The following is a 19,370-nucleotide window of genomic DNA, read 5'->3' as shown; positions in this document are numbered from 1 at the left end:
CGTCAGTGGCGCGGGCAGGATGCGGCGTCGGCCAGCGAGAGCGTGTGCAGCCGCTCGGGCGGGCCGGGACGGGCGTAGTACCAGCCCTGGCCGGTCTCGCAGCCCAGTATCCGCAGCCTGTCGGCCTGCGTCCCGGTCTCCACGCCCTCCACCGTCACCGACAGGTCGAGGGTGTGGGCGAGGGAGACGATGCCCTCGACGATCTTCACGTCGACGGGGTCGGCGGGCACGCACTGCATGCCGCGGGTGAAGGAACGGTCGAGCTTGAGCGTGCTGACCGGCAGGCGGCGCAGATAGGCGAGGTTGGAGTAGCCGGTGCCGAAGTCGTCGAGGGCGATGTCCACGCCGAGGTCGGCGAGTTGGCGCAGCGGGCGGAGCTGGTCCTCGTCGGCGCCGATGAGGGCGCTCTCGGTGACCTCCAGACAGAGCGCCGAGGGGTCGAGCCCGGCGTTGTCGAGGACGGCGACGGTCTCGGCGACCAGCGCGGGGTAACGCAGCTGGGACGGCGAGAGGTTGACGTTGACGCGCAGCGGCACCCGGCAGCGGCCGTCGCTGCGCCAGGCGCGGGCCTGGCGGGCGGCCTCCTCCAGCACCCAGCGGCCGAGCGGGACGATCAGGCCCGTGCTCTCGGCGAGCGGGATGAACTGGTCGGGGCCGAGCACCCCGTGGACCGGGTGCAGCCAGCGGACGAGCGCCTCGGCGCCGCGCACGGTGCCGTCGGCGAGGCGGACCAGCGGCTGGTACTCGATGAAGAACTCGCCGTTCTCCAGGGCGCCGGGCAGGCAGTTGGTGAGGTCGTGGCGGGCGATGGCGCGGGCGTCGGAGTCGGCGTCGGCCACCTCGTAGCGGTTGCCGCCGGCGGCCTTGGCCCGGTACATGGTGATGTCGGCGCTGCGCAGCACCTCGGCGGCGTCCGCCTCGCCGGCCCGGCCGGCGACGATGCCGATGCTGGCCCGGACGGACAGGTCGCGCCCGTCGAGGCGGACGGGGTCGGCGAGGGCGGTGAGCATCCGGTGGGCGAGCGCGGTGACGTCCCGCTGGGCGCGCGGCCCGGTGGTGAGCGCGACGAACTCGTCGCCGCCCAGGCGGGCCACGAGCTCGTGCGGGGCGGTGGCACAGCCGCGCAGCCGCTCGGCGACGGCGACGAGGAGCTGGTCGCCGACGGCGTGGCCGAGGCTGTCGTTGACGGCCTTGAAACCGTCGAGGTCGAGGTAGCAGAGGCCGAAGTGGCCGTGGGGGCTGCCGGGTTCGAGGGTGCTGCCGAGGCGTTCGAAGAAGAGGGTGCGGTTGGGCAGGCCGGTGAGGTCGTCGTGGGTGGCCTGGTGGCGCAGCCGCTCGTGCAGCAGGCGGCGCTCGGTGATGTCCTCCATCATCGCGAGCTGGTACTGGGGGCGGCCGGCGGCGTCGCGCAGCAGGGAGACCGTGAGGTCGGTCCACAGGACGCTGCCGTCGCCGCGGTAGTAGGGCTTCTCGACGCGGTAGTGGTCGCGGTCGCCGCGGACGAGCTCGGCGTACAGGCCCCAGACCTCGGGCGCGTCGTCGGGGTGGACGAGCTCGCCGACGTTCCGCCCGGCGACCGGCGCGTCCAGACTGCCGAACATCCGGACGAGGGCGTCGTTGACGTCCGTGATGTTGCCCTGGACGTCCGCGATGCCCACGCCGATGGCCGCACCCTCGAAGACGGCCCGGAAGCGGGCCTCGCTGGTGTGCAGGGCCTGTTCGGTCTCGGCCTGGGCGGCCAGCGCGGCGCGGGAGATGGCCTCCTGCTCGGCGAGGGTGCGTTCGCGCAGCTCGCGGGCGAAGCCGGCGGCCAGGGAGTGCTGGAGGCGGGTGCAGCGGGCGCGGGACTCGTCGGCGGGCACGCCGTCGTCCGGCGGGCAGTAGAGCACCAGATAGGCGTCGACGGCACCGAGGATCAGCGGCAGGGCCTCGGGGTCGGTGCAGTGGCCGCGCACCAGCTCGGCGCCCACCTCGGCGCCGGGCGCGGGGTCGAAGGGCCGGGCGTGCAGCGCGTCGCGCAGCCGGGCGGCCAGCGGGAGCAGGTACTGCTCGAACTCGGTGCGGCTCAGCGGCGCCGAGGTGGCGGGGTGCACCGCGCGGCTCCACAGCGCCGCGAAGCGCCGCAGCCGCTCCTCCTGGACCGCCGCGTCGTCGCTCCGCGGGACGGCGAACGGCAGCGGCTCCGCCCGGCCGCGCAGGGTGCGGCCGTGCCGCGTGCCCGTCACGGCCTGCGCCCCACGCCGGCCACCCCGGCGAATCCCGCCGCCAGGACGGGGTCGTCGGCGGCCGGCCCCTCCCCCGCGGCGTCGCCCGGACCGGGCCGCCACAGCGGGATGGGCACCAGACCCGGCTCGACCATGGTGAAGCCGTCGAAGAACCGTGCCACGTCGGCGTGGTCACGGGTGCACAGCGGCGATCCGATGGTGCGGTACACGTGCTGCACCTCCTTCACCTTCTCCCCTTCCTCGGGTTTCGCCTGCCCGGCGGCGGTCGCTGCGTGGGTGAGGACGAGGAGGCTGCCGGGGGCGAGGGCGTCGCGCAGCTCGGCCACGAGCGCCCAGGGGTCGTCCTCGTCCGGCACGAAGTGCAGGACGGCGACGAGGAGCAGGGCGACGGGCCGCTCCAGGTCGAGGAGGCCGCCGACCTCGGCGCTGCGCAGGATCTCCGCCGGCTTGCGCAGGTCGGCGGAGAGCACGCCGGCCCGTTCGTTGCCCTCCAGCACGGCCCGGCTGTGGGCGACGGCGACGGGGTCGTGGTCCACGTAGACCACCCGGCACTCGGGGTCGGCCTCCTGGGCGACCTCGTGCACGCTGCCGAAGGTGGGGATGCCGGAGCCGATGTCGAGGAACTGGGTCACGCCGCGGCCGGCCGCGTACCGCACCGCGCGGCGCATGAACGCCCGGTTGGCCTGCATGATCCTCGGCATGCCCGGGAACGCCCGGATGGCCCGCCGCCCGGCCTCGCGGTCGACCTCGAAGTTGTGCGAGCCGCCCAGGTAGTAGTCGTAGATGCGGGACACGCTCGGCACGGACAGGTCGATGCCCTGAGGGGCCCAGCCGGGACGCTCCATCACTCTGTCTCTCCAGCTCATCGCAGGGGGTGTAGAGGGGTCTGAGCAGAGGCTACTGATCGTTCGTTCGAATGGTAGAAGCAAGCGGAAATGGACGGTCCGCATGTGACCGCCGTTTCCCCTTCGACTCCAGCAGGTCTGCGGTTCGGCGTCGTTCAAAACCACTCGTTCGCGTGAGATGCGTCTCTGTTTGCCGTAGCAGGTGTTGTCGTTGTCGCGCTCGCACCCCGGCCGCTCGCGTCGGCGCGTCGGCGCGCACCCCTCCGTCCGCCGGGCCCCAGCCGAACGGGGCCATGTCTCGCATTATTGATCACATCATTGCCGACTACAGCAAATGATCATGGAGCGCCACCCCCCTGCGCAAGGGGCGCGTCCCGGTTCACGAGGGCGCGCGGACGCGCGGCGGGGACCGCCCGGGGCGTCTGCCGCCGGGAGTGCGGCCCCTGTCGCCACCTGTGATGCGGAAGGGAGGTTTGCCCGCCCCGACGGCGGGTCAGGAGGCCGTCAGCCGACGGGCGCCCCGGGCTCCGGCGCCGGTGCCGCCCCGCCGGCCGGCGCCCCCGGGCGGCGCCGGTCCAGGAACCAGTGCCGGGCCGAGACCACCCACCACAGCCCCGCCGAGCCCAGCACCACGGCCACCGCCACGGGCGCGTAGTTGAAGGTCTCCAGGGTCACCGGGTGCACCTGCGGCAGCATGAACAGCACGGTGATGACGGCCACCCAGCCGACCGCCACCCACCCCACCGGCCGCGACCAGCGCCCCAGGTGCCACGGCCCGCGCTCGAACCGCCCGCCCAGCCGCAGCCGCAGAAAGGTCGGGATCACATACGCGATCGACAGCCCGATCGTCGCGATGCTGGTCACCGCCGCATAGGCGGTGGTGTTGACCAGGTACGGCAGCCCCAGCACGAACGCCGCCCCGGCCGCGAGCCACACCGCGTTGGCCGGGGTGCGGGTGACCGGGTCGAGCCGGTGCCACACCCGGGAGAACGGCAGCGCCCCGTCCCGCGAGAAGGCGTAGATCATGCGGGAGTTGGCGGTGACCGACGCCATCCCGCAGAACAGCTGCGCCCCGATGACCACCAGCAGCAGCGCCTTGCCGAGCCCCGCCCCCAGCGCGTCCAGCAGGATCTGCGCCGGCGGCACGCCCGTCGGCGACGCCAGCGCGCCCGGATAGCTGCCGATGGCGGACGTCACCGCGAGCAGCAGCACGAACCCCGCGATCCACGACGTCCAGATCGAGCGCACGATGCCGCGCGGCCCGGCGACGGCGGCGTTCCGCGTCTCCTCGGTCATGTGCGCGGAGGCGTCGTACCCGGTGAACGTGTACTGGGCCATCAGCAGCGACAACAGCCCCACGTACAGCCCCGAGTCCCAGCCCGTCTCGTTGACGAACCGTCCGAAGACGAACGACGCCGGGCGGTGGTGGCCGGGCACGAGGGCCAGCGCGCCGGCGATGACCAGCACGCCGACGACGTGCCACCACACGCTGACGCCGTTGAGCACGGCCACGATCCGCACCCCGAAGGTGTTCAGCACGGCGTGCAGCAGCAGGATCGCGCCGAACAGGGCGATGGTGTGGCCGGGGGTGGCCGCCAGCCCGAACTCCAGGTCGAGGTAGGCGTTGAGAAAGGACGCCGCCCCGAAGTCCACCCCGGCGGTCACCCCGATCTGCCCGAGGACGTTGAACCAGCCGGTGAACCAGGCCCACGCCGCCCGGCTGCCCTCCGGCGCCATCCGGTGCGCCCAGAAGTACAGCCCGCCGCTGGTCGGATAGGTCGAGCAGACCTCGGCCATCGCCATCCCCACGAACAGGGTCATCAGGCCGACCCCGACCCACCCCCACGAGATCATCACCGGCCCCCCGGTGGTGAGCCCGTAGCCGTACATGGTCATGCAGCCGGACAGCACCGAGACGATGGTGAACGACACGGCGAAGTTGCCGAACCCGCTCAGGCCACGGGCCAGCGTCTGCCGGTAGCCGAGCTGGGCGAGACGCTCTTCGTCCGAAGGGATCTTGCCGGAAGGGATCTTGCCGGAAGGGGCGTCGGGCGGCACGGGCACCACTCCATCCAAAAATTCGCCAGAGGCATGACAACTGCCCCTGGCTTCCCCTCCTACACGATCCCGAGCCGCCGGAGCGCCTGCCGCTGCTCCGCCCGGAGGGCGAGCGGGAAGTAGAGGTAACACACGCCGCCGGAACCGCTCTTGACCCGCCCCTGCGCGTCGTGCCGCTTCGTCCGCAGCCAGATGTTCTCGAACTGCCGCCGCTTGTAGACGCGTTGGACGGCGTCGTCGGACGGGGACGCGGGGTCGTTGGCGATCACGTCGCCGGCGCGGGTGAAGCCGACGACGCACATCAGGTGCCCCGCCGTGCCGTAACCGGCGCCGTCGAGCTCGGAGGCGAGGAACGACTGCGAGGTGATCACCGGGATTCCGGCGCGGATCAGCCGCTCCGCGTCGGTGAGCGAACGCAGCCGGGTCACCACGCCCTGCATGTCCCGGTACGTGGCCGCGTACGCCGCGTTGAACGGCCAGTTGCCGCACCCCTTGTACTGGTGGTCGTACGTCATCCGGGCCGCCTGGCAGACCTGCGGGTCGGCGTAGTCGGGGTTCACCCAGGCGAGGTCGGCCGGGCCCGGCCGGCGGCCCCAGTACTCGACCACCATCTGGGACGAGGTCGGGCTGCACCACGCCTCCCCGCCGTTGTCGTACTCCGGGTACTGCCCCTTGTGGATCTCCTGCGAGTAGCGCGGCACGGCCAGCCGGTGCCCCGCCCCCTCCCCCGGCCGCGAGGCGGGCACGGTGAAGCGGTCCGGGATGTCGGACGCCATCGCGCCCACGCGCCACACGACGGGGGTGAGCGACGTGCCGGGCCGCCGGCAGAGCGTCAGCCTCAGGCGGTACGCGGCGATGCGCACCCCGGCGGCGGGATCGACGACGACGGTGTCCGTCGACACCGAACTCCTGCCGTCCTTCTGCCCGTCCACGGACGTCCGCCGGATGTCGCCCTTCGCGTCGCCGGACGTCCAGCGCCCCATCACGTACCACGGGCTGCTGCCGCCGTCCGTGTAGACGGCGCGCACCTCGGCCTGGATCCAGGTGCCCGCCGGGGTGCGGGCGTTCCACGAGACGACGAGCTCGCGGGCGGGGGCGGGCAGCTCGCGGGCCGGCGAGACCCATGTCCCGTACTCCCAGCGGGAGGTGGCCCCGCCCGCGTGCGGGTCGGCGTACTCCAGCGTCCCGGCCGGGCGCCCCCCGACCACGATCCCCGGCCGGTGCCCCTCGCGCACGGCCGTCCCGTCCCGGCTCCCGGCCCTCCAGCCGGCCGTGCCGCTCCACCCGTGGTGGTCGACCATCTCTCCCCCGGAGGCGGCGAGGGCGGACCCCGTCCCGCCGTCGGCGAAGGCGGCGGCCGCGGTGACGGCGAGGGCGGCGGTGAGAACGGTGCGTCTGCTGGACATGGCGGCTCCCGAGACAACGACCCGAGCCCGGACAACGACCCGGCCCGCCCACTATCCCGGCTCCCCCCACCCCCCGGCCAGCGCCCCGACAAGTGTCGCCCCACCCCGCCCTCTCACCCCCCAAGACGGGACACCACCCCGGCTCCCCCGGCACGGCCCCTGCCCGCCGCCCCCGGCACCGAACCCCGGTATCGCCCCGGCACCGGACCCCGGTATCGCCCCCGGCACCGGACCCGGCACCGCGCTCCGCGCGGGGGCGGTGGGCGGGGGCCGTGGGCGGAGGCCGGGGCCGTCGGCGGGGCGGGGGCCGTGGGCGGGGCCGGGGCCGTCGGCGGGGCGGGGGCCGGGGCCGTCGGCGGGGCCGGGGCCGTGGGCGGGGGCTCCGCCCCTGCCCCGGACCCCACAACCGCGCTTGGCGCGGGCGGCGAGCGGCGGGGCCGCGCTCGAAGGGGGTGAGGGGCGAAGCCCCGGCCCTTCGCGCGGAGCGCGATCCCGGAGTCCCGGGGCCCAGGGGGCGAAGCCCCCCGCGCGGAGTGCTGTTCCGGGATCCAGGGGACGGAGCCCCGATGGGGCGCGAGGGCGAAGCCCCGCCCACCGCGCGGAACACAGCCCCGGAGACCAGGGGACAGAGCCCCCGCGCGGAGCGCGACCCCGGAGTCCCGGGGCCCAGGGGGCGAAGCCCCGGCGGGGTGCAGGGGCGAAGCCCCGCCCACCGCACCGAGCGCGGCCCCGGAGACCCAAGAGACAAAGCCCCCGCGCGGAGCGCGATCCCGGAGTCCCGGGGCCCAGGGGGCGGAGCCCCCGGCGGGGTGCAGGGGCGAAGCCCCGCCCACCGCGCGGAGCGCGGTGCCGAGCGGGGGGAGGGGCGCAGCCCCTGGGAAACGGTGAAAGGGCGGGGCGGGGAGGAGCCCCCCACCACCCCCCTAGGGTGAAGCCGTGCACGACCTCACCCCCCTCGCCCACCACCTCCAAACCCACCCCCCCTCCCTCGGCCCCACCCGCCTCGTCGCCATCGACGGCCACGCCGGCTCCGGCAAGACCACCTTCGCCGCCCGCCTCGCCCAAGCCCTCGGCCCCGGCACCCCCGTCCTCCACCTGGACGACCTCGCGACCCACGACGAGCTGTTCGCATGGACGGACCGCCTCACCCGCCAGGTCCTGGACCCGCTCTCCCGCGGCGAGCCCGCCCGCTACCGCCCCTACGACTGGCAGACCCGCCGCTTCGGCGCCCCGAGGACGCTCCCCCCGGCCCCCGTCGTCCTGATGGAAGGCGTGGGCGCGGGCCGCCGCGCCCTGCGCCCCCACCTCGCGTGCCTCCTGTGGATGGAGTTGCCCCGCGAGGACTCCTGGGACAGGGGTCAACTCCGCGACGGTCCGGACCAGGCCGAATTCTGGGCCGGATGGATGCGGGCGGAGCACGCGCATTTCGCGGCGGATCCCACGCGCCCATACGCCGAACTCCTGGTGCACCAGGGAGACATGGGATACGAGTGGCTCCCGGGACCCCACGGGACCGACTGAACCCCCGTCACCCCTACGCTGCGTAGCCGGATTCCCGGCGGATTCCCGGACCCCGGAAGCCGACGTGTGTCCGATACCCGCCCCCGCCCCCAACTCGGCTTGACCCCGGGGCCGTACAGGACTTACGTTCTGAAGGAGCGGTCCGGCAAGGCCGCTTGTGGACACGAAGCCCCCGGTTGTTCCCCCGTGACCGGGGGCTTCGTACTACCCGCCGACGCCCGTTCCGGGCGTTTTGCCCCCTGCCCTCCCCGCCGCCCGCCCCGGCGCGCATCACCCACCGTGACGGGACCGCGGAGCGCGCCCCGGCCGCCCGGAGCCTCCCCCACCCCCGTGAACGACGGCACGGCACCCTACGGCCGACGCCGATCGCGCCGGTACGATGCGAGTCGGCGCACCCGTCGTCGGCGGGCGTCGGCAACACTGGTCAACTCCCGCCCACAGAACAGTGGTTCGAATGAAGCGGCCGGGTACCCGCCCGGCGGCGGCACCGCACGGGGGCAGGGTTCGTGGGGGATGCGATGGACTTCGGCACACAGGGCCCGCCCGCCCCGGCAGATCTCGCCTGGCTGCGCGGCGTCGACGCCTGCACGGTGGGCGCCTACGACCGGGCCGAGGAGGAGTTCCGGACGGCGGTGCGCGTCGATCCCGGCATGGCCGACGCCTGGCTGGGCCTGCACGCGCTGCGCGCCGAGACCTCCACGGCGCTGCTGCGCATGTACCGCCACCGCGAGCGGTTCGGCCAGCAGCGCTCCCGCCACCGGCGCGCCCTCAACTCCTGGTACTGGCTGGGCTGGTGGGTCCAGCCCGTCCTGGAGACCCGCCGCGACCTGCTGCTCGCGCACGCCTCCCACTGGCTCGACGGCCGCCACGTCCCCGAGCTGGACCGGGCGCTCGCCGAGTGCCCGCCCGTCGACGCGGACCCGCAGGTCCGCTTCCTGCACGCGTGCCGCGCCTACCTCGTCAAGGACTGGGAGCAACTCGTCCGGCACACCGAACCCTTACTCGACGATTCCCTGCTCGGCATCGAGGCCGGACTGTTCGGCGGCATGGCGCGCGTGCGCCTGGAGATGTACGGGCAGGCCGAACCCCTGCTCGCCACCGCGCTCATGCGCTGCCGCAGCGAGCAGCCGCAGCGCAAGGAGCTGCGCTACTGGCTGGCCCGGGCGCACGAGGGCACCGGCCGCAGCGCCGCCGCGCTCCCCCTCTACCGCGCCGTGCACCGGGTGGATCCCACCTTCATGGACACCTCCGCCCGGCTCACGGCCATCTCCGCCGGCGACGGGCTGGACGAGCACACCGACCCGGCCTCCGGGCCGCTGCCCCTGACCGGCGGCGGCCCGGAGGCCGGGGAGGCGACGGACGCCGTGGCCGATCCGGAGGAGCGCACGGGCGACGTCCTGACCGGTACGGGCCCGGCCCCGGTCGTTCCGCCGCCGCCCGCCGTGGCCGACGGGCCGCGGGAGAAGTCCCGCGTCCCCGCCCAGCCCTCGGCTCCCCCGGTGCCCGGCCCGTCCGATCCGGCGCTCCTCGCGAAGGCCCTGGCCGAGCTGGAGCGGATGGTCGGACTCGACCCGGTCAAGCGCCAGGTGCGGGCGCTGTCGGCGCAGTTGCGCATGGCCCGGCTGCGGGCGGGCCAGGGCCTGCCCGTCCAGCCGCCCAAGCGCCACTTCGTCTTCTCCGGCCCCTCCGGCACCGGCAAGACCACGGTGGCCCGCATCCTCGGCCGGGTCTTCTACGCCCTCGGCCTGCTCGGCGGTGACCATCTGGTCGAGGCCCAGCGGGCCGACCTGGTCGGCGAGTTCCTCGGCCAGACCGCGGTCAAGGCGAACGAGCTGATCGACTCGGCGCTGGGCGGGGTGCTCTTCGTGGACGAGGCGTACAGCCTCTCCAACTCCGGCTACAGCAAGGGCGACGCGTACGGGGACGAGGCGCTCCAGGTCCTCCTGAAGCGGGCCGAGGACAACCGCGACCGGCTGGTCGTGATCCTCGCCGGCTACCCGGAGGGCATGGACCGCCTCCTGGCCGCCAACCCCGGCCTGAGCTCCCGCTTCACGACCCGCGTCGACTTCCCGAGCTACCGCCCGTCCGAACTCACGGCGATCGGTGAGGTGCTGGCCGGGGACAACGGCGATTCCTGGGACGAGGAGGCCCTGGACGAGCTCCGCTCGATCAGCGCCCATGTCGTCGCCCAGGGCTGGATCGACGAGCTCGGCAACGGCCGCTTTCTGCGCACCCTTTACGAGAAGAGCTGCGCGTACCGGGACTTGCGTCTGTCCGGGTATCCCGGCACCCCGTCCCGCGACGACCTCGCGACCCTGCGCCTGCCGGACCTGATGCAGGCGTACGGGGAGGTGCTGTCCGGGCGGGGGCCCGGGTAGGGAATGTGCCCCGGACCCGCCCTTTCTCCCCCAGAGGGGGTGCCCCCAATTTCTCCCGGGGCTCCGCCCCTCGACCCGCATCGCCCTGCGGGCGATGTCCTCAAACGCCGGACGGGCTGATTCAGCCCGTCCGGCGTTTGAGGACGAACGCGGCGCAGCCGCGTTGCCCCGCGCGGAGCGCGGTGAGAAACGGTGAAAGGGCGGGCCAGGGGCAAATCCCTACCCCGACACCACCTCCCGCTCCCGAGGCACCGGAACCACCGCCGCGTCGCCGGCGCCGGACACGGGCGCCGACGACGCGACCCCCACCCGGTGGGAAGGATCCCGCACCTCCCCCACCAACATCTCCAGCACGTCCTCCAGGGCCACCAGCCCCACCACCTTCCCCCCCGCGTCGGCCACCGCCGCCAGATGCGCGGCGGCCCTCCGCATCACGGTCAGCGCGTCGTCGAGCGGCAGCTCGGCCCGCAGGGTCTCGATCCGGCGCCAGACGTGCTGCGGCACCGGCCGCTCCCGCTCCTCCAGGTCGAGGACGTCCTTGACGTGGACGTAGCCCATGACGGCGCCGCCGGGCGCGCAGACCGGGAACCGGGAGTAGCCCGTGCGCACGGTCAGCTCCTCGATCTCCCGCGGCGTGACCGACGTCGTGACCGTGACCAGCGACGAGGGGTCGAGCAGCACGTCCGTGACCGGCCGGCTGCCCAGCTCCAGCGCGTCCTCCAGCCGCTCCTGCTCGGCCGGTTCGAGGAGCCCGGCCTGGCGGGAGTCCTCGACGAGGTGGGTGAGCTGCTCACTGGTGAAGACGGCCTCGACCTCGTCCTTGGGCTCGACCCGGAAGAGCCGCAGCACCCCGTGCGCGCAGGCGCCCAGCAGCCGCGTCACCGGCCGGCACAGCCGGGCGAAGGCGACCAGGCCGGGGCCCAGCCACAGCGCCGCCCGGTCGGGGGCGGACATGGCGAGGTTCTTCGGCACCATCTCGCCGATGACCAGGTGCAGGAAGACCACCAGGGCCAGCGCGATGACGTAGCCGAGCGGATGGATGAGCCCGGCGGGCAGCCCGGCCGCGTGGAAGACGGGCTCCAGCAGCTCCGCGACGGTCGGTTCGGCGACCGCGCCGAGCGTCAGCGAGCAGACGGTGATGCCGAACTGGGCGGCCGCCATCATCTGCGGCAGGTTCTCCAGCCCGGTCAGCACGGTGCGGGCCCGGCCCGAGCCCTCGGCGGCCCGCGGCTCGATCTGGCTGCGCCGCACGGAGACGAGCGCGAACTCGGCGCCCACGAAGAACCCGTTGGCGAGCACCAGCAGCACGGCGAAGACGAGTTGCAGCACGCTCATCGCGCCTCACCCGCCACGGCACCGGTCCGGGAGAACCGGACGCGCTCGGCCCGGTGGTGTCCCACCCGGCGCACCGACAGCCGCCAGCCGCCGGGCAGTTCGGCCCGGTCGCCGGGGACGGGGATGCGTCCCAGCAGGTCGGCGACGAGGCCGGCGACGGTCTCGTAGGGACCGTCCGGCGCGTCGAGTCCTATGCGGCGCAGGGCGTCGACGCGGCAGGCGCCGTCCGCCTCCCAGACCGTGCGGCCGTCCTCGCAGGGCAGCGGGACGAGGTCGGGGCGGGCGGCGTCGGCGTGGTCGTGCTCGTCGCGGACCTCGCCGACGAGCTCCTCGACGATGTCCTCCAGGGTGACCACCCCGGCGGTGCCGCCGTACTCGTCCACGACGACGGCTATCGGCTGCTCGCTGCGCAGCTGTTCCAGCAGCGGCTGCACGGGCAGGCTCTGCGGGACGAGCATGGGGGCCACGGCGATCCGGGTGACCGGGGTGCGCAGCCGCTCCTCGCCCGGGACGGCCAGCGCGTCCTTGAGGTGGACCATGCCGACGACCTCGTCCAGCCGCTCCCGGTAGACGGGGAAGCGGGAGAGGCCCGTGGCGCGGGTGAGGTTGAGGACGTCCTCGGCGGTGGCGCCGGCCTGGAGGGCGCTGACCTTCACGCGCGGGGTCATCACCTGCTGGGCGGTGAGGTCGCCCAGCGAGAGGGTGCGGACGAAGAGGTCCGCGGTGTCCTGCTCCAGCGCGCCGGCGCGGGCCGAGTGCCGGGCGAGCGAGACGAGTTCGCCGGGGGTGCGGGCGGAGGCCAGCTCCTCGGCGGGCTCGACGCCCAGGGCCCGTACGAGCCGGTTGGCGACCGCGTTCAGCAGGGTGATGACGGGTCGGAAGAAGTGGGAGAAGAGGCTCTGCGGGCGGGCGACGAAGCGCGCGACCTGCAACGGCCGCGAGACCGCCCAGTTCTTGGGCACGAGCTCGCCGATGACCATCTGCACGGCGGAGGCCGCCAGCATGCCGGTCACGACGGCGGCGCCCGCCGCGGCGCCGGGGGGCAGCCCGGCCGCGCCCAGGGGGCCGCTGAGCAGCCGGCCGAGGGCGGGTTCGGCGAGCATGCCGACCACCAACGAGGTGATGGTGATGCCCAGTTGGGTGCCGGAGAGCTGGAAGGAGAGTTCGCGCAGGGCCGCGACGACGGTCCGGGCGCGGTGGTCGCCGCTCGCCGCGGCCCGCTCGGCCTCCGGCTTCTCGACGGTCACCAGGCCGAACTCGGCGGCGACGAAGAAGCCGTTGGCGAGGATCAGGAGCAGGGCCGCCGCCAGGAGCAGCAGCGAAACGGTGATGCTCATCGCGCCGCCTCGCCCAGGGGGGCAGCGGCGCGGGTACTACAGGACGGTCCGTCCATCCCGGAGGGGATCACTCCTCGGTTCGCAGGTGTCCCGCGGGCCGTGCGGTGGGCACGGCGGCTCGTGCGGGGCGGGGCAGGGATGTGCCCGTGGCACCAGAGTAATCAAGGAATCCGGCTCGGGGGCGGCCGACCGTCCTCAGTTCGCCACCCGGCCGGTGCCGTGCTCGGCGACGAGCGCGTTCAGGGCGCGCGCGTCGGCGATGGCCTTCTCCTTGGCGATGCCGGTCTGAATGCCCATGGCGGGCAGGGACGTTCCGTCGGCGAGGTCGAGGTGGACCCAGGAGTCGCCGGGGCGGAGGTTGACCCGGACGATCTGCGCCCAGGCCAGCCTCCGTACGGTGGTGAGGTTCACCACCGTGACGCCCTCGGGCGTGGCGACCACCTTGGGCCGGCTGAGCAGGGCGAGGACGCCCAGGCCCAGCAGCCCCGTGCCGATGAAGGTGGCACGGTCCCCGGCGGTGAAGGACTCCAGCAGGAACGACATCACCGTGAGCACGGCGACGAGGGCGAAGCCGATGCCCAGCAGCACCACCCGGGTGAGGGTGGGGCGGAAGGTGACGGGGAGGGGGGTCACGGTGGCGGTCACGGTTCCTCAGAGGCGGCAGGCGTGGATGCCGGTGGTCAGGATGGCGCGGGCGCCGAGCTCGTAGAGCTCGTCCATGATCCGCTGGGCGTCCTTGGCCGGGACCATGGAGCGGACGGCGACCCAGCCCTCGTGGTGCAGCGGGGAGACGGTGGGCGACTCCAGGCCGGGGGTGAGGGCGACGGCGCGCTCGACGTGCTCGACGCGGATGTCGTAGTCCATCATCACGTAGCGGCGGGCGACCAGGACGCCCTGCATGCGGCGGAGGAACTGCTGGACCTTCGGGTCGTCGGCGGGGGCGCCGGCGCGGCGGATGACGACGGCCTCGGACTCCAGGATCGGCTCGCCGATGATCTCCAGGCCGGCGTTGCGCAGGGTGGTGCCGGTCTCGACGACGTCGGCGATGACCTGGGCGACGCCGAGCTGGATGGCGGTCTCGACGGCGCCGTCGAGGTGGACGACGTCCGCGTCCACGCCGTGGTCGGCGAGGTGCTTGGTGACCAGCCCGGCGAAGGAGGTGGCGATGGTCATGCCGCCGAACTCCGAGACGTCCTTGGCCGTGCCCGGGCGGGTGGCGTAGCGGAACGTCGAGCCGGCGAAGCCGAGCTGCATGATCTCCTCGGCCCGGGAGCCGGAGTCGAGCAGCAGGTCGCGGCCGGTGATGCCGATGTCGAGCTTGCCGGAGCCGACGTAGACGGCGATGTCGCGGGGGCGCAGGAAGAAGAACTCGACCTCGTTGGCGGAGTCGACGAGGACGAGTTCCCTGCGGTCCTTGCGCTGCCGGTAGCCGGCCTCATGGAGCATCTCCGACGCAGGCTCGGAGAGAGAACCCTTGTTGGGGACGGCGATGCGCAGCATGAGGTCGGTTTCCTTAGAACGTCGGGATGGTGCGGTGGGGAGGGAGGGCGCGGACCGGAGGGGGATCAGAGGTGGGAGTAGACGTCGTCCAGCGAGATGCCGCGGGCGATCATCATCACCTGAAGGTGGTAGAGGAGCTGGGAGATCTCCTCGGCCGTGGCGTCGGCGCCCTCGTACTCGGCGGCCATCCACACCTCGGCCGCCTCCTCGACGACCTTCTTGCCGATGGCGTGGACCCCCTTGCCCACCAGTTCCGCGGTGCGGGAGGTGGCGGGGTCGCCGGTGGCCTTCTGCTGGAGCTCGGCGAAGAGCTCCTCGAACGTCTTCCTGTCCATGGTGGTCCTACCCTACGGTGTCCGCTCCCCCGCTCGGTGCCAGGGCTCGGACGCTCAGTGCCAGGGCTCGGAGAGCGAGCGCAGGACGACGGCGGTGGAGACGGCCGCGGTGACGGCCTCGTGGCCCTTGTCCTCGGCGGAGCCGTCGAGGCCCGCCCGGTCGAGGGCCTGTGCCTCGTCGTCGCAGGTGAGCACGCCGAAGCCGATGGGCACTCCGGTGTCGGCGGCCACCTGGGCCAGGCCCTGGGTGACGCCCTGGCAGACGTAGTCGAAGTGGGGGGTGCCGCCGCGGATGACCACGCCGAGGGCGACGACGGCGTCGTAGCCGCGGCCGGCGAGGACCTTGGCGGCCACGGGCAGCTCCCAGCTGCCGGGCACGCGCAGCAGCGTCGGCTCGTCGATGCCGATCTCGTGCAGGGCGCGCAGGGCCCCGTCGACGAGGCCGTCCATGACCTTCTCGTGCCACTGGGCGGCGACCACGGCCACCCGGAGATCCTGACAGTTCTTCACACTCAGCTGGGGGGCGCCCTTGCCGCTCACGTCGCTCGCTCCTCGGGGTCTCTCTGGTGGGTCACTGGTTGCCGCAGGGGGACACCTGGCCGTCGTCCAGCCAGGGCAGGTCGTGTCCCATCCGGTCCCGCTTGGTCCGCAGGTACCGCAGATTGTGCTCGCCCGCCGCCACGGGCATCGGCTCGCGGCCGGAAATCTTGATGCCGTGCCGTTCCAGGGCGATGGACTTGTCGGGGTTGTTGGTCATCAGCCGCACCGAGCGGACGCCGAGGTCGGCGAGCATCTGCGCGCCGGCGGCGTAGTCGCGGGCGTCGGCGGGGAGGCCGAGTTCGAGGTTGGCGTCGAGCGTGTCGTGGCCGGCCTCCTGGAGCTCGTAGGCCCGCAGCTTGGACAGCAGCCCGATGCCGCGGCCCTCGTGGCCGCGGAGGTAGACGACCACGCCGCGGCCCTCCTCGGCGATCCGCTCCAGGGACGCCTCCAGCTGGGGTCCGCAGTCGCAGCGCAGCGAGCCGAAGACGTCGCCGGTCAGGCACTCGGAGTGGACGCGCACCAGGACGTCCTCGCCCTCTCCGAGGTCGCCGGCGACCAGGGCGACGTGTTCGACGCCGTCGCGGACGGAGCGGTAGCCGTGGGCGGTGAACTCCCCGGCGGCGGTGGGCAGTCGGGTGGTGGCCTCGCGCTTGACGGTGGGCTCGGCGGACCGCAGGTGGCTGATGAGGTCCTCGATGGAGATGATCGTGAGGCCGTGGCGGCGGGCGAAGGGGACGAGTTCGGGCAGGCGCAGCATCCGGCCGTCCTCGCCGGCGATCTCCACGATGGCAGCGGCGGGGCGGAAGCCGGCGAGCCGTGCCAGGTCGCAGCCGGCCTCGGTGTGCCCGGGGCGGACGAGGACGCCGCCGGGGCGGGCGCGCAGCGGGAAGACGTGGCCGGGGCGGGTGAAGTCGGCGGGCACGCTGTCGGGCGAGGCCAGCAGCCGGATGGTGGTGGCGCGGTCGGCGGCGGAGATGCCGGTGCCGACGCCGTGCGCTGAGGTCGCGTCGACGCTGACGGTGAAGGCGGTGCGCATGGCCTCGGTGTTGTGCTCGACCATCTGCGGCAGGTCGAGGCGGTCGATGTCCTCCGCCTCCATGGGCATGCAGATCAGGCCGCGGCACTCGCTCATCATGAAGGCGACGGTCTCGGGGGTGGCCGCCTCGGCGGCGACGACGAGGTCGCCCTCGTTCTCCCGGCTCTCGTCGTCCACCACCACGACGGGCCGGCCGGCCGCGATGTCGGCGATGGCGCGCTCCACCGGGTCGAGGGCGAGGTCCTCGGTCGTGGACCGGCGCTGGGGGGCGGTCATGCTGTCACTCCTTGGTGATCGGTGGGGAAGGTGCCGGTGGCTCAGGCGGCCCGGGAGAGGGCCGGCCCGCGGGCCGCGGCGGCGCGGTCGGCGGCACGGGAGCGCAGCCACCAGTCGCGCATGCCCCACAGGACGATGACGAGGTAGACGACGTAGACCAGGCCGGAGAAGGCCAGGCCGCTGGAGAAGGCGAGCGGGACGCCGACGGCGTCGACGAGCAGCCAGGCGAACCAGAACTCCACGAGCCCGCGGGCCTGGGCGACCATCGCGGTGAGGGTGCCGACGAAGATGTACGCGTCCGGCCAGGGGTTCCAGGACAGTTGGGGCACGGCGCTGAAGAGGCCGCCGACGGCGAGGGTGCCCGCGGCGGTGCCGGCGAGCAGCACGGCCCGCTCGCGCCAGGTGGCGAAGCGGACGCCGGGGTGGCCGTCGCCGGTGTCCCGGCCGCCCGCCTGCCACTGCCGCCAGCCCCACAGGGCGACGCCGATGACGAGCAGCTGCTTGCCGACGCCGCCGCTGAGGTGGGCCGAGGCGTAGGCGGTGACGAGGACCAGGCCCGCGAGGAACTGGGCGGGCCAGGTCCAGATCGAGCGGCGCCAGCCGAGGGCGAGGGCGCCCAGGCCGATGGTGTTGCCGATCATGTCGGACCAGATGACGTGCTGGCCGAGGGCGGTGAACGCCTCGTCGCCCAGCCAGGAGAGCGCGCTCATGCCGGCTCCTCCGTCCGGGCCCGGTGGCCCAGCAGCCGCTCGGTGTACTTCGCCAGGACGTCGACCTCGAGGTTGACGGGGTCGCCGGTCTTCTTGACGCCCAGGGTGGTGAGGGCGAGCGTGGTGGGGATGAGGCTGACGGTGAACCAGTCGTCGCCGGCCTCCACGACGGTGAGGCTGATGCCGTCCACGGTGATGGAGCCCTTGTCGACGACGTAGCGGGCGAGGCCGTCCGGCAGCGAGATCCGTACGGTCTCCCAGTGCTGGCCGGGCACCCGTTCGGTGATGGTGCCGGTGCCGTCCACGTGCCCCTGGACGAGGTGGCCGCCGAGCCGCCCGCCCAGCGCCATGGGCCGCTCCAGGTTGACGCGGGAGCCGGGGACGAGGGCGCCGAGGGCGGAGCGGTCGAGGGTCTCGGCCATGACGTCGGCGGTGAACTCGCCGTCGGCGGTGGTGACCACGGTCAGGCACACTCCGTTGACCGCGATCGAGTCGCCGTGCCCGGCGTCCTCGGTGACCAGGGGCCCGCGCAGCCGCAACCGGGCCGAGTCGCCGCGGCGTTCGACGGCGACGACCTCACCGAGCTCTTCGACGATTCCGGTGAACACTTCTCAGTTCTCCTCTGGGGCGTGGGCGGGGGCGGCGGCGCCCCCGAGGGGCGCGGGGCTGTCACCCGGGCGGCTCCGCGACGGCGCGGCGGCCGGCCGGCGCTCCGGCGCGGCGCCTGCGGCGGGGCGCACGGGCACGGCGGTGACGCGCAGGTCGGGGCCGAGCCGGGCGACGTCGGTGACGTCCAGGCGCAGCGCCTGCGCGATGGTGCCGACGCCGGCGTCGCCGAGGGCGGCCGGCCCGGAGCCGAGCAGGGCGGGGGCGAGGTAGCCGACGACGCGGTCGACGGCGCCGGCCGCGAGGAAGGCGCCGGCGAGCCTGGGGCCGCCCTCCAGCAGGACGGAGCGCACGCCGCGGCGGTGCAGCTCGGCGAGCAGGGCGGCGACGTCGAGGCCGGCGGGCCCGGCGGGCAGCCGGACGACGTCGGTGCCGGGCAGGTGCCCGGTGTCGGCGTCCTCGCCGACGGCGATCAGGGTGGGGGCCGCGTCGTCGAGGACGCGGGCGGTCGGCCGGACGGTGGCCCGGGTGTCCATGACGACGCGCAGCGGCTGGGTGACCCCGGCGCGGCCGCGGACGGCCAGGTGCGGGTCGTCGGCGCGCAGGGTGCCGGAGCCCACCACGACGGCGTCGGCCTCGGCGCGCAGCCGGTGGACGTCGGCGCGGGACTCGGCGGAGGTGATCCAGCGGCTGGTGCCGTCGGCGGCGGCGCTGCGGCCGTCGAGGGTGGCGGCGTACTTCCACTGCACGAACGGGCGGCCGCGCAGCACGGAGGTGAGCCAGGCGGCGTTGCCGGCCGCGGCCTCGTCGGCCAGCAGCCCGCCCTCGGTCTCGACGCCGGCCGCCGCGAGGGTGGCCGCGCCGCCGGTGGCGACGGGGTCGGGGTCGGCGACCGCGTAGACGACGCGGGCGATGCCGGCGGCGATGAGGGCCTGGGCGCACGGGCCGGTGCGGCCGGTGTGGTTGCAGGGTTCGAGGGTGACGACGGCGGTGCCGCCCCGGACGTCGTGGCCGGCGGCGGCGGCCGCGCGGAGCGCCTCGACCTCGGCGTGCGCCGCGCCGGCGCGCCGGTGCCAGCCCTCGCCGGCGACCCGGCCGGCGGCGTCCAGCAGGACACAGCCGACGACGGGGTTGGGGCTCGTGGAACCGAGGGCGCGCGCGGCGAGCGCCACGGCGCGTCGCATCGCGTCTGCTTCGGTCGCGGTGGCCACCGGGGTCCTCCTGCCTCTTGGGCGTGGACTCCGGGGCGGTCGTCAGGGGAC

General features: G+C 74.3%; 16 protein-coding genes. 2 read left to right on the top strand and 14 right to left on the bottom strand.

Annotated features, from left to right (window positions below; translation table 11 throughout):
* Positions 1-2: 2 nt before the first annotated feature.
* From AC230_RS24300 to AC230_RS24285, 4 genes are all read right to left on the bottom strand, one after another.
* The gene (locus AC230_RS24300; RefSeq protein WP_049718871.1) at positions 3-2,177 is read right to left on the bottom strand and encodes a putative bifunctional diguanylate cyclase/phosphodiesterase; all 2,175 of its coding nucleotides are present in this window, start codon (positions 2,175-2,177) and stop codon (positions 3-5) included.
* A 44-nt stretch (positions 2,178-2,221) separates the two neighbouring features.
* Positions 2,222-3,070, bottom strand: a complete 849-nt coding sequence (locus tag AC230_RS24295; RefSeq protein WP_049718454.1) for an SAM-dependent methyltransferase — start codon at positions 3,068-3,070, stop codon at positions 2,222-2,224.
* A 504-nt stretch (positions 3,071-3,574) separates the two neighbouring features.
* Positions 3,575-5,134 carry an amino acid permease gene (locus AC230_RS24290; protein WP_422125627.1) on the bottom strand — a complete coding sequence of 520 codons (1,560 nt, stop codon included), beginning with the start codon at positions 5,132-5,134 and terminating at the stop codon, positions 3,575-3,577.
* 53 nt (positions 5,135-5,187) lie between these two features.
* Positions 5,188-6,534, bottom strand: coding sequence for a peptidase C39 family protein (locus AC230_RS24285; protein ID WP_049718453.1), 1,347 nt, complete (start codon positions 6,532-6,534; stop codon positions 5,188-5,190).
* Positions 6,535-7,470: 936 nt separating this feature from the next.
* Between AC230_RS24285 and AC230_RS24280 the strand changes: the two genes are divergently transcribed.
* Both AC230_RS24280 and AC230_RS24275 read left to right on the top strand, forming a co-directional pair.
* On the top strand, positions 7,471-8,055 hold the full coding sequence (locus AC230_RS24280; protein ID WP_049718452.1) for a uridine kinase family protein: 585 nt from the start codon (positions 7,471-7,473) through the stop codon (positions 8,053-8,055).
* A gap of 518 nt (positions 8,056-8,573) precedes the next feature.
* Positions 8,574-10,433 (top strand): AAA family ATPase, encoded by a 1,860-nt coding sequence (locus tag AC230_RS24275; RefSeq protein ID WP_198535599.1) that lies wholly within the window; start codon positions 8,574-8,576, stop codon positions 10,431-10,433.
* A gap of 219 nt (positions 10,434-10,652) precedes the next feature.
* Here the strand turns inward: AC230_RS24275 and AC230_RS24270 are convergent, their stop codons facing one another.
* The 10 genes from AC230_RS24270 to ribD form a co-directional block, all read right to left on the bottom strand.
* On the bottom strand, positions 10,653-11,768 hold the full coding sequence (locus AC230_RS24270; protein ID WP_049718450.1) for a hemolysin family protein: 1,116 nt from the start codon (positions 11,766-11,768) through the stop codon (positions 10,653-10,655).
* Positions 11,765-13,099 (bottom strand): hemolysin family protein, encoded by a 1,335-nt coding sequence (locus AC230_RS24265; RefSeq protein ID WP_049718869.1) that lies wholly within the window; start codon positions 13,097-13,099, stop codon positions 11,765-11,767. The genes AC230_RS24270 and AC230_RS24265 overlap by 4 nt, the downstream gene beginning before the upstream one ends.
* A gap of 201 nt (positions 13,100-13,300) precedes the next feature.
* Entirely contained in the window at positions 13,301-13,750 is a 450-nt protein-coding gene (locus AC230_RS24260) for a PH domain-containing protein (RefSeq protein WP_049718449.1), read from the bottom strand.
* A 6-nt stretch (positions 13,751-13,756) separates the two neighbouring features.
* Positions 13,757-14,605, bottom strand: a complete 849-nt coding sequence (gene hisG / locus AC230_RS24255) for an ATP phosphoribosyltransferase (RefSeq protein ID WP_049718448.1) — start codon at positions 14,603-14,605, stop codon at positions 13,757-13,759.
* Positions 14,606-14,670: 65 nt separating this feature from the next.
* Positions 14,671-14,940, bottom strand: coding sequence for a phosphoribosyl-ATP diphosphatase (locus tag AC230_RS24250; protein WP_049718447.1), 270 nt, complete (start codon positions 14,938-14,940; stop codon positions 14,671-14,673).
* A gap of 54 nt (positions 14,941-14,994) precedes the next feature.
* Entirely contained in the window at positions 14,995-15,480 is a 486-nt protein-coding gene (gene ribH / locus AC230_RS24245; RefSeq protein ID WP_049718446.1) for a 6,7-dimethyl-8-ribityllumazine synthase, read from the bottom strand.
* 31 nt (positions 15,481-15,511) lie between these two features.
* Positions 15,512-16,792, bottom strand: coding sequence for a bifunctional 3,4-dihydroxy-2-butanone-4-phosphate synthase/GTP cyclohydrolase II (locus AC230_RS24240; protein WP_049718445.1), 1,281 nt, complete (start codon positions 16,790-16,792; stop codon positions 15,512-15,514).
* Positions 16,793-16,833: 41 nt separating this feature from the next.
* Positions 16,834-17,502 carry a nicotinamide mononucleotide transporter family protein gene (locus AC230_RS24235; protein WP_049718444.1) on the bottom strand — a complete coding sequence of 223 codons (669 nt, stop codon included), beginning with the start codon at positions 17,500-17,502 and terminating at the stop codon, positions 16,834-16,836.
* Positions 17,499-18,110 (bottom strand): riboflavin synthase, encoded by a 612-nt coding sequence (locus AC230_RS24230; RefSeq protein ID WP_049718443.1) that lies wholly within the window; start codon positions 18,108-18,110, stop codon positions 17,499-17,501. Before AC230_RS24230 ends, AC230_RS24235 begins: the two co-directional genes overlap by 4 nt.
* A gap of 3 nt (positions 18,111-18,113) precedes the next feature.
* Complete coding sequence (ribD, locus tag AC230_RS24225; protein WP_078871535.1) at positions 18,114-19,319, bottom strand: bifunctional diaminohydroxyphosphoribosylaminopyrimidine deaminase/5-amino-6-(5-phosphoribosylamino)uracil reductase RibD; 1,206 nt, start codon at positions 19,317-19,319, stop codon at positions 18,114-18,116.
* Positions 19,320-19,370: the final 51 nt, after the last annotated feature.

This window comes from Streptomyces caatingaensis (genome assembly GCF_001187435.1).
Taxonomy (GTDB): domain Bacteria; phylum Actinomycetota; class Actinomycetes; order Streptomycetales; family Streptomycetaceae; genus Streptomyces; species Streptomyces caatingaensis.
This window is presented reverse-complemented; position numbering and strand designations above follow the sequence as displayed.